General features: G+C 39.7%; 1 protein-coding gene. It reads left to right on the plus strand.

Annotation, left to right across the window (positions count from 1 at the left end):
* The first annotated feature begins 47 nt into the window (after positions 1-47).
* Positions 48-365, plus strand: coding sequence for a DUF4144 domain-containing protein (locus PL85_RS17635; RefSeq protein ID WP_194549501.1), 318 nt, complete (start codon positions 48-50; stop codon positions 363-365).
* Positions 366-393: the final 28 nt, after the last annotated feature.

A 393-nucleotide genomic window follows, 5' to 3' on the forward strand; every position in this document is an offset into this window, starting at 1 on the left:
TGCGTTGTCAACCCCTTAGCCGGGCGTTATGTTTATTGGAGAAATTCATGGTCAATTGGCCTTGTATCCTGAAATTGGATGGTGACGATGAGCTTATTTATTTGGGCTCAGAAACTGACTTGAACTGCGAATGTGTGGGGTTGATTTTTAGCTCAGATGATCGAGTAATCGATTCTGAAGGCTTTGTATACTCATTGGTTTCAGATGCTTCAACAGCGATTAACTTGGTTGGAAACTCAGTCCAGATTTCAGCAGAAGATGCATCAAGATTGATTCAATGTCACGAGTTTTTTCGAGCTGAAGTTTGTTTGACAAAAATTCAATTTGAGACGGTAAGTGACGCAATTAAGTGCCTTAAATCTTAGGCTAAATAAACATAACAAACGGCTCAAG

This window comes from Vibrio anguillarum, assembly GCF_001989995.2.
Classification (GTDB): Bacteria; Pseudomonadota; Gammaproteobacteria; order Enterobacterales; family Vibrionaceae; genus Vibrio; species Vibrio anguillarum.